Here is a 9,613-nt window from a genome sequence, read left to right as displayed (position 1 = left end):
GGTCACAGCGCGGGGGAAACGCCCGGTCCCATTCCGAACCCGGAAGCTAAGACCCGCAGCGCCGATGGTACTGCACCCGGGAGGGTGTGGGAGAGTAGGTCACCGCCGGACAACCATTAAAGTTCAGGCCCCGCAACGCTGCGGGGCCTGAATTGCTTTAACACCACCTACTCAGGCCGCCCCGGCACCCGGAGCCGGCCAGCCTGACCGTCCTTCCCACACTCCGTGACACCTGTGACCTGGCGGGACCACACCAGGCGGCACCAGCCCCACACCATGGGAACCACGGCACGCAAAGGCGCGCAGAACCCCTGTTTGCGGGGACAGTGAGGCCTGGAAGTGGTGAGCTTCACGGCCCGCAGGAGCGCAGACGGAGGCCCGCGGACCGGGAAGGCGGCTCTCTGCCTTAGAATTGAGAGGGACCCCGTGCGGTCCCCACGACTTTTGCAGGCAAAGTCCTGCCCATTACCTACACATACATAGTGACGAGCGACTGCAGTTAAATTCCGTTGGTCGGCTCACGACGAGAGGAACTCAGCATGTCCGAGCAGAACAACCGGGAAGACCGCGACAGCCAGGGACGCCCCCGCGCGAACGATCGCAAACCCCCGCAGCGCAAGTCCTACAACGACAGGCAGTCCTCTGCCGGCCGTCCTGCCCGTGATGGAGATCGTAAGCCGTTTGGTGATCGTCCGTCGCGTGATGGTGAGCGTCGTTCGTTCAATTCCGATCGCGGTGAGCGCAAGCCCTGGAGCGATCGTCCTGCCCGTGACGGCGAGCGTAAACCGTTCACTAAGGATTCCCGGGATCGTAAGCCGTTTGGTGATCGTCCTGCCCGTGATGGTGAGCGTAAGCCGTTCAGCAAGGAAGGCGGTCCCCGTAAGCCGTTCAGCAATGATCGTGGAGATCGTAAGCCGTTTGGTGATCGTCCGTCGCGTGATGGTGAGCGTCGTTCGTTCAATTCCGACCGTGGTGAGCGCAAGCCCTGGAGCGATCGTCCTGCCCGTGACGGCGAGCGTAAGCCCTTCAGCAAGGAAGGCGGTCCCCGTAAGCCGTTCGGCAATGATCGTGGAGATCGTAAGCCGTTTGGTGACCGCCCCGCCCGTGATGGTGAGCGTCGTTCGTTCAATTCCGACCGTGGAGATCGTAAGCCGTTTGCCGGCCGGGATGAGCGTAAGCCGTTCAGCAATGATCGTGGCGATCGCAAGCCCTTCACTAAGGATTCCCGGGACCGTAAGCCGTTTGGTGACCGCCCCGCCCGTGATGGTGAGCGCAAGCCGTTCCGCAAGGACTCGGAGCGCCCGCAGCGCAGCAATGACCGCCCGCAGCGCCACAGCGCAGAGGAAGCGCCCGTTACCGAGCGCAAGCACAACGCCCGCGACCTGCGCAGCGCCAACCGTGCGGGCCGTGAACGCTCGCCGGAGATCGACGACGACGTCACGGGCCAGGAACTGGACAAGGTCACCCGTGCGCAGCTGCGCAACCTCGAAGAGGTCAACGGTGAATGGGTCTCCAAGCACCTGGTCATGGCCGGCCGCCTGATCGACACCGATCCCGAACTGGCTTTCCAGCACGCCCTCGCCGCCAGCCGGCGCGGCGGCCGTCTCGCCGCCGTCCGCGAAGCAGTGGCGCTGACCGCCTACGCCGCCGGCGAATTCGGTGACGCCCTGCGTGAGTTCCGCACCCACCGGCGGATCAGCGGCTCGAATGAATACCTGGCCATGATGGCTGACTGCGAGCGTGGACTCGGACGTCCGGACCGGGCCCTTGACCTGGTACGTTCCGAGGAAGCCGCGGAGCTGGACAACGCAGGCAAGGTAGACATCGCGATTGTTGCCTCCGGCGCCCGCATGGACATGGAACAGTACGACGCCGCCGTCAGCGCCCTCGAGATTCCGCAGCTGGACAAGAACCGTGCGTTCTCCTACAGCCCGCGTCTCTTCCGCGCCTACGCAGATGCCCTCGAGCTGGCCGGCCGCGGCAACGAGGCAGAGCCGTGGCGCCGCCAGGCACTGCTGGCAGAAAGCGTTCTGGGCATTGGCGAATTTGCCGAGCCGGAGATCATGGACCTCGGCGAGGACGACGAGCCGGCAGGCAAGCCGCGTTTCCGCCGCGACGAGGAAAACACCGATCGCTCTGACAAGGGCGTAGTTGCCGAAGACCGCTCCGGCAACTACGCCGAGCGCGTCGAAAGCGAAGCCGACGCCGCCGACATCGACGCAGAAGACGAGGACGCACTTCCCAGCGACGAGCGTGAGTCCCTTCTCGGCGCCGAAGAAGCCGAACCGGACAGCGAGGACGACGACGCCCGCCAGGGTGCGGACAGCAATGACTGAGTCACTGCTGGGCAGCTTCGACGCTGTCTTCGCGGACCTCGACGGCGTTGTGTACGCCGGCCCGCATGCCATTCCCGGTGCGCCTGAGGCGCTCCAGGGACTGGATGCAGCCGGCGTAAAACTGGCGTACATCACGAACAACGCCTCGCGTTCCTCTGCCATGGTCGCGGAGCACCTTCGCGAACTCGGAGCCCCCGCCACGGCCGCCAACGTGTTCGGCTCGGCCCAGGCCGGAGCAGAACTGCTGGCCGGGCTGGTGCCTGCCGGCAGCACCGTTCTTGTCACCGGCAGCGCAACGCTCCGGGAGCAGGTGCAGGCCCAGGGCCTGGTTCCCGTTTCCTCAGCGGATGACCGGCCGGCGGCGGTGATCCAGGGCTTCGACCCGGGGCTCGGGTGGAAGGACCTTGCCGAGGCCGCCTTCGCAGTGTCCGCCGGCGCGGTGTGGGTTGCCACCAATACGGATCTGTCCATCCCGCAGGCACGGGGGATCGCACCCGGGAACGGCACGCTCGTTGCGGCGGTGGCCTCAGCGACCGGCCGGCAGCCGGTGGTTGCCGGAAAACCCGAAGCGCCGCTGTTTACGACGGCGGCACGGCACCTGGGTGTGGAACGTCCCCTCGTCGTCGGCGACCGGCTGGACACGGACATTCTGGGAGGCACCAACGCCGGCTACGCCACCGCCCTGGTGCTCACCGGAGTGGACAGCCCCGCATCGGCGCTGGCCGCGCGGACGGCGGAGCGGCCGGACTTCCTGATTCCCAGCCTGGGAGCCCTGTACGATCCCTATCCTGCACCGGAGCCTGCTGACGGCGGATTCAGCTGCGGTGCTGCGACGGCACGGGTCAGCGGGGGAGAAGTGTTCATTGACGCGCCGGCCGGCGACCTGGACGGCTGGCGTGCGGCTTGCGCGGCCTGGTGGCAGGAGCACCCGAACGCTGCCCGGCCGACAAATCCGCAGGTCCGCTGGACTGTCAGCGCCGGACGCTAGGCTGTGCCCGTGGATGAAAGCGCAGAGCCCCGCCGGGGAACTCCTGAACCAGAACTGACCGGTGATCCCGCTGTGGACACGGTGCTGTCCCGGCTTTCGGCCGTGGGCGACACCCCGGTGGGTGAACATGCCGCTCTCTACGCGGAACTGCATGACGGCCTGCTCGCTGCCCTGAACGAGGAACCCGGGCGGGCGCCCGCACCTGGCCCGCGCCCGCGCATGGGGGACGGCTAGCATGGCCCGGCTCGACCAGGAGCTGGTGGCCCGCGGACTGGCCCGGTCGCGCACCCATGCCGCCAAGCTCATCGCTGCGGGACGCGTGCATCGCGGGCAGACGGTGCTCACCAAAGCATCCGCCGCCGTGCAGCCGGACGAACCGCTCAGCGTTGCTGACGACGGCGAACCCGACTACGTCAGCCGGGCCGGCCACAAACTTGCCGGCGCGCTGGCGGCGTTCCCTGCCGTCGACCCGACCGGGCTGCGCTGCCTGGATGCCGGCGCCTCCACCGGAGGCTTCACCGATGTGCTGCTGCGTGCCGGCGCCCGCGAAGTCGCCGCAGTTGACGTGGGGCACGGCCAGCTGGTGGATTCACTGCGTGCGGATCCCCGCGTCCGGGTCTTTGAGGGCATGAACGTCCGCTACTTCACGCCCGCGGACATCGGCGGCACCGTGGACCTCACCGTTGCCGACCTCAGCTTCATCTCCCTGACCATGGTCGTCGCGCCCCTGGCCGCAGCAACCCGCCCAGGTGGCAGCCTGCTGCTGATGGCCAAACCCCAGTTCGAGGTGGGACGGGAGCTGCTGAACCGCACCGGCGTCGTCACCGACCCTGCCCGCCACCGCCTTGCGGTGGAACGGGTTGCCGGAGCGGCACTTGATGCTGGTCTGGAAATAAGCGGAATCGCCCGCAGCCCTTTGCCCGGCCAGAACGGGAATGTGGAATTCTTTATGTGGATGACGGTACCCGCGGAAGAAGTCCGCGGCACCGTGGAACGCGCGGCCGCGGCATCCGTACTGGTCAACGAGGTCTTCGGCGGACCCGCCGCGTTTGCGGATGCGCCGGAGGGCGTAGAAGACTGGCGGGACGGCAACACACTTGCTCCGTAAGGGAGCAGAAGAGGACTGGAACAAGATGAGCAGACGGATACTGGTGCTCGCGCACACCGGCCGGAAGGCCGCCATGGCTGCGGCCCAGGAAGTCTGCACCCAGCTGCACGCGGCGGGCCTCGTACCGGTGATGCGGCGCAAGGACCTTGAGGACATCCAGGGCGAGTACGGGCAGCTCACCGTCCCCACGGAGATCCTCAACGAAGACGTCCAGCTCAGTGACGTTGACCTGGGCATGGTCCTTGGCGGAGACGGAACCATCCTGCGCGCCGCGGAACTCGTACGGGACACCGAGGTACCGCTGCTGGGCGTGAACCTTGGACATGTGGGGTTCCTGGCCGAAAGCGAACGTGAGGACCTGGAAAAGACTGTGGGCTGGGTCGTCGACCGTGCCTACACCGTGGAGGAACGCCTCACCATCGACGTCAAGGTCTGGCTGGACAGCACGCTGCTGGCCCACACCTGGGCCCTGAACGAAGCAGCTGTTGAAAAGGCAGACCGCCAGCGCATGCTCGAAGTGGTCATGGAAGTGGACGGCCGCCCGATTTCATCCTTCGGCTGCGACGGCGTGGTCATGGCCACCCCCACCGGCTCCACCGCCTACGCGTTCTCCGCCGGGGGACCGGTGGTCTGGCCGGAAGTCGAAGCTCTGCTCATCACTCCCATCAGCGCCCACGCCGTGTTCTCCCGTCCCCTTGTGGTGGCGCCGGATTCGATCCTGGCCGTGGAAATCCTGACCCGGAATGCGGCCAACGGCCTGCTGTGGTGCGATGGACGGCGCAGCCTGGACCTGCCTCCGGGGTCCCGCGTTGAAGTCACCCGGTCCACCGTGCCCGTGCGGCTGGCACGCACCCACCAGACCCCGTTCTCCGAACGCCTGGTCCGGAAGTTCCAGCTGCCTACCCAGGGATGGCGGGGCCCCGTAAACCACCCAGCAGATACTGCCGAAAGCGGAGGAGTGCTCCCGTGATCGAAGAAATCCGCATCCGGGACCTGGGCGTCATCACCGATGCAACGCTGACCCTGGGATCCGGTTTTACCGTGGTCACCGGTGAGACCGGCGCGGGCAAGACCATGGTCATCACCGCCCTCGGTCTGCTCCTGGGCGCCCGGTCGGATGCCGGTGCGGTGCGGACCGGCGCCAAGTCAGCCCTGGCGGAAGCCGTGGTGCGGCTCTCTCCGGACAGCCCCGCCGTCGTGCGCGCCGCGGACGCGGGTGCCGAGCTGGAGGAGTACGACGGCGGCACTGAGCTGCTGGTGGCCCGTACCGTCAACGCTGACGGCCGAAGCCGTGCGCACCTGGGCGGACGTTCCGCGCCGGTGGGCGTGCTGGCAGAGGTGGGCAGCCACCTGGTGGCCGTCCACGGCCAGACGGACCAGCTGCGGCTCAAGAGCACGACTGCCCAGCGTGAAGCCCTGGATAAATATGCCGGGGAAACCCTGTCCACCGCGTTGGGCGCGTACCGCGACGGCTATGACCGCTGGCGTGCTGCCGCGGCGGAACTGACTGAATTGCGTGAGACCGCCCGTGAACGCCTGCGGGAGGCCGAATACCTGGCCGCCTCGCTGGAAGAGATCGACGCCGTTGCTCCCGAACCGGCCGAGGACGAGAACCTGAAGACCGAGGCCATGCGCCTGGGCAATATCGAAGAACTGCGCACCGCCTCAGTTGGCGCTCACTCGGCCCTGGTCGCCGGTGATTTCTCCGACGGATCAGACGCAACCTCGCTGGTTGATGCGGCGAAGCGGCAGCTGGAGCTGGCCGGGGAGCACGATCCCGCCCTGGCTGCAGCAGCCGGCCGGCTCGCCGAAGTCGGCTACATCCTCGCGGACATCGCCGCGGAGCTCTCCAGCTACAGTGCTTCCCTGGACTCCGACGGGCCCGGCCGGCTGGCCGAGGTTGAATCCCGGCGGGCTGAACTGGCCACCCTGGTGCGCAAGTACGCACCGAGCATCGACGAGGTCTTGGAATGGGCCGAAACCAGCCGCGCGCGCCTGGCGGACCTGGGCGACGACGGCAACCGCATCGAATCGCTGGAAGCCGAGCTGACTGAACTGGAGGGAAGGCTCAGGGATGAGGCGGCCGGCCTGACCAAACTCCGGACCGAAGCCGCGGCCGAGCTGGGGGAGCGTGTCAGCGCAGAGCTGACTGCGCTGGCCATGCCGGACGCACGGCTGGTGATCAACGTCGAGCCGACCGGGGAGCTCGGCCCGCACGGGGCTGACGCGATTGAGTTCCTGCTCGCCCCGCATCCCGGGGCACCGCCCCGCCCGCTGGGCAAGGGGGCCTCGGGCGGCGAGCTTTCCCGGGTCATGCTCGCCATCGAAGTGGTGCTTGCCGAAGTCGACCCCGTGCCGACGTTCGTCTTCGACGAAGTGGACGCCGGTGTCGGCGGCAAGGCGGCGATCGAAATTGGACGCCGGCTGGCGATGCTGGCCAGGCACGTCCAGGTGATTGTGGTCACCCACCTGCCCCAGGTGGCGGCCTTCGCGGGCCACCATATCCGCGTGATTAAAACCTCTTCCTCCGCAGGCGACGGAACCGGCGTAACTGCCAGCGACGTCGTCGTGCTGGACCGCGAAGCCCGGATCAGGGAACTGGCCCGGATGCTTGCGGGCCACGAGGACTCGGAGTCGGCCCGTGCCCACGCCGAGGAACTGCTGGCGACGGCTGCCGTCCCCGGTGAGTAATACCCCAACCAACAAAAGGTGATAGGCTCGAATTCCGTGGTGCAGCGATCAAATTCAAGGTTTCCCAAGTCGTCTTCTACGACCAAACACATCTTCGTCACCGGCGGTGTGGCTTCTTCCCTCGGTAAGGGACTGACGGCTTCCAGCCTCGGCCACCTGCTTCGGGCACGCGGCCTCTCGGTGACCATGCAGAAGCTCGATCCCTACTTGAATGTGGATCCGGGCACAATGAACCCCTTCCAGCACGGTGAAGTCTTCGTGACCGACGACGGCGCCGAGACCGACCTCGACATCGGCCACTATGAGCGCTTCCTCGATGAGAGCCTCGACGGGTCCGCCAACGTGACCACCGGCCAGGTGTACTCCACCGTCATCGCCAAGGAACGCCGCGGCGAATACCTCGGTGACACCGTCCAGGTCATTCCCCACATCACCGACGAGATCAAGCGCCGGATGCGCCTGCCCTCCGAGGCGAAGAAGGCTCCGGACGTCATCATCACCGAAATCGGCGGCACTGTCGGCGACATCGAGTCCCAGCCGTTCCTCGAAGCGGCCCGCCAGGTCCGCCAGGACGTAGGGCGCAACAACGTCTTCTTCCTGCATGTTTCCCTGGTGCCGTACATCGGCCCGTCCCAGGAACTGAAGACCAAGCCGACCCAGCACTCGGTGGCAGCCCTGCGTTCCATCGGCATCCAGCCGGACGCGATCGTCATCCGCTCCGACCGGCCCGTGCCGGACTCCATGCGGGACAAGATCGGCCGCATGTGCGACGTGGACGTCGATGCCGTTATCGGCTGCCCGGACGCTCCGAGCATCTACGACATCCCCAAGACCCTGCACTCCCAGAACCTGGACGCGTACATCGTCCAGCACCTGGGACTGAAGTTCAAGGATGTCGACTGGACCAAGTGGGACCGCCTGCTCGAGGCCGTCCACAACCCGAAGCACCACCTTGAGGTGGCACTGGTTGGCAAGTACATCGACCTGCCGGACGCCTACCTGTCGGTGACCGAGGCCCTGCGTGCCGGCGGCTTCGCCAACAACACCAAGGTCAAGATCCGCTGGGTCCCCTCCGATGACTGCGCTACCGAAGAGGGTGCCCGCAAGGCGCTCGACGGCGTGGACGCCATCTGCGTCCCCGGCGGCTTCGGCATCCGCGGCCTCGAAGGCAAGCTGGGCGCGCTGAAGTTCGCCCGCGAGAACAAGATGCCGACCCTTGGCCTGTGCCTTGGCCTGCAGAGCATGGTCATCGAATACGCCCGCAACGTGGTTGGCCTGGAAGGCGCATCCTCGAGCGAGTTCGAGCCGGACACCAAGTACCCGGTTATTGCGACCATGGCCGAGCAGAAGGATATCGTTGCAGGCCAGGGCGACATGGGTGGCACCATGCGCCTGGGTCTCTGGGACGCCAAGCTCGACGAGGGCTCGGTTGTGGCCAAGACCTACGGCAAGACCGCCGTCGCCGAACGCCACCGCCACCGCTACGAGGTGAACAACGCCTACCGTGAGCAGATCGCCGAAGCCGGCCTGGTCTTCTCCGGCACGTCCCCGGACGGCCAGCTGGTGGAGTTCGTTGAACTGCCCGAAGAAGTACACCCGTACTACGTCTCCACCCAGGCGCATCCGGAACTGAGCTCGCGGCCCACCCGCCCTCACCCGCTGTTCGCCGGCCTGATCAAGGCCGCACTGGCCCACCAGGGCGCGGAGGCGTAAGGCAATGAGCGAAGACCGGGGGTTCGCCGACGAACAGAGTCCGCGACGGCTGCTGGAATCATCCGTAGCCTACAGCGGTCCCATTTGGGACGTGGTGAGCGAAAAGTTCACCCTGACCGACGACGGCGAGCCCCTGGTCCGCGACTTCATCCGGCACCCCGGTGCCGTGGCTATCCTGGCCATGAACGAGCAGGGCCAGATCCTGCTCATCAACCAGTACCGGCATCCGGTGCGGATGACGCTGTGGGAAATCCCGGCCGGCCTCCTGGACGTCGAAGGCGAGGACTACCTCACCGCCGCCGTTCGTGAGCTGGCTGAGGAAGCGGACCTGGTCGCTGAGGACTGGAACGTCCTGACCGACCTGTTCCTTTCCCCCGGCTCCTCGCGCGAAGAGCTGCGCATCTACCTGGCACGGGGACTGCATGATGTTCCTGAGGCAGAGCGCCATGAACGTTTCCACGAGGAAGCCGAAATCAAGATGCTGTGGGTGGATCTGGACGACGCCGTTACGGCAGTCCTGGAAGGCCGGATGCACAGCCCCTCGGCTGCTGCGGCAGTCCTGGCAGCCGCTGCGGCGCGCAGCACCGGCTACGCCGGCCTGCGTCCGGGCGACGCGCCGTGGCCGGAACACCACTCAGAGCATCACGCCTGGCCCAACGGTTCCGTCCGATAGGGGACCCAATGCCGTCAAACGTTCCCCCAGCCGGCACCGGAACGGACGGCGCCCCGTCCGTTCCCCGGCACAATGACACCATTGAGCTGGACCTCTCCGCCCAG

The 9,613-nt window shown here is 66.8% G+C and carries 9 protein-coding genes and 1 rRNA gene; 9 read left to right on the top strand and 1 reads right to left on the bottom strand.

Going from position 1 to position 9,613, the window contains the following annotated elements; translation table 11 throughout:
* A 5S ribosomal RNA gene (rrf, locus tag NGB94_RS07685) occupies positions 1–111 on the top strand; the annotation flags it as partial.
* 407 nt (positions 112–518) lie between these two features.
* Here rrf and NGB94_RS07680 read toward each other — a convergent pair.
* The gene (locus tag NGB94_RS07680) at positions 519–1,520 is read right to left on the bottom strand and encodes a hypothetical protein (protein ID WP_325790016.1); all 1,002 of its coding nucleotides are present in this window, start codon (positions 1,518–1,520) and stop codon (positions 519–521) included.
* A 6-nt stretch (positions 1,521–1,526) separates the two neighbouring features.
* Between NGB94_RS07680 and NGB94_RS07675 the strand changes: the two genes are divergently transcribed.
* The 8 genes from NGB94_RS07675 to NGB94_RS07640 are packed head-to-tail and all read left to right on the top strand — an operon-like array spanning position 1,527 to position 9,509.
* Positions 1,527–2,336 (top strand): hypothetical protein, encoded by an 810-nt coding sequence (locus NGB94_RS07675; protein WP_325790015.1) that lies wholly within the window; start codon positions 1,527–1,529, stop codon positions 2,334–2,336.
* The gene (locus tag NGB94_RS07670) at positions 2,329–3,324 is read left to right on the top strand and encodes an HAD-IIA family hydrolase (protein ID WP_325790014.1); all 996 of its coding nucleotides are present in this window, start codon (positions 2,329–2,331) and stop codon (positions 3,322–3,324) included. The genes NGB94_RS07675 and NGB94_RS07670 overlap by 8 nt, the downstream gene beginning before the upstream one ends.
* Positions 3,325–3,333: 9 nt before the next feature.
* Positions 3,334–3,558, top strand: coding sequence for a hypothetical protein (locus tag NGB94_RS07665; protein WP_325790013.1), 225 nt, complete (start codon positions 3,334–3,336; stop codon positions 3,556–3,558).
* Between the two features lies 1 nt (position 3,559).
* Positions 3,560–4,432, top strand: coding sequence for a TlyA family RNA methyltransferase (locus NGB94_RS07660; protein ID WP_325790012.1), 873 nt, complete (start codon positions 3,560–3,562; stop codon positions 4,430–4,432).
* 25 nt (positions 4,433–4,457) lie between these two features.
* Positions 4,458–5,402: an NAD kinase gene (locus tag NGB94_RS07655; RefSeq protein ID WP_325790011.1), complete on the top strand. Its 945-nt coding sequence runs from the start codon at positions 4,458–4,460 to the stop codon at positions 5,400–5,402.
* On the top strand, positions 5,399–7,123 hold the full coding sequence (gene recN / locus NGB94_RS07650; protein ID WP_325790010.1) for a DNA repair protein RecN: 1,725 nt from the start codon (positions 5,399–5,401) through the stop codon (positions 7,121–7,123). The genes NGB94_RS07655 and recN overlap by 4 nt, the downstream gene beginning before the upstream one ends.
* Positions 7,124–7,141: 18 nt before the next feature.
* On the top strand, positions 7,142–8,836 hold the full coding sequence (locus tag NGB94_RS07645) for a CTP synthase (RefSeq protein WP_325790009.1): 1,695 nt from the start codon (positions 7,142–7,144) through the stop codon (positions 8,834–8,836).
* A gap of 4 nt (positions 8,837–8,840) precedes the next feature.
* Entirely contained in the window at positions 8,841–9,509 is a 669-nt protein-coding gene (locus NGB94_RS07640; protein ID WP_325790008.1) for an NUDIX hydrolase, read from the top strand.
* Positions 9,510–9,613 lie beyond the last annotated feature (104 nt).

Origin of the sequence: Arthrobacter koreensis (assembly GCF_035792275.1) — a bacterium.
GTDB classification, from domain to species: domain Bacteria; phylum Actinomycetota; class Actinomycetes; order Actinomycetales; family Micrococcaceae; genus Arthrobacter_B; species Arthrobacter_B koreensis_A.
The sequence above is the reverse complement of the archived record's forward strand: the minus strand, read 5'-3'. Positions and strand labels throughout refer to the sequence as shown.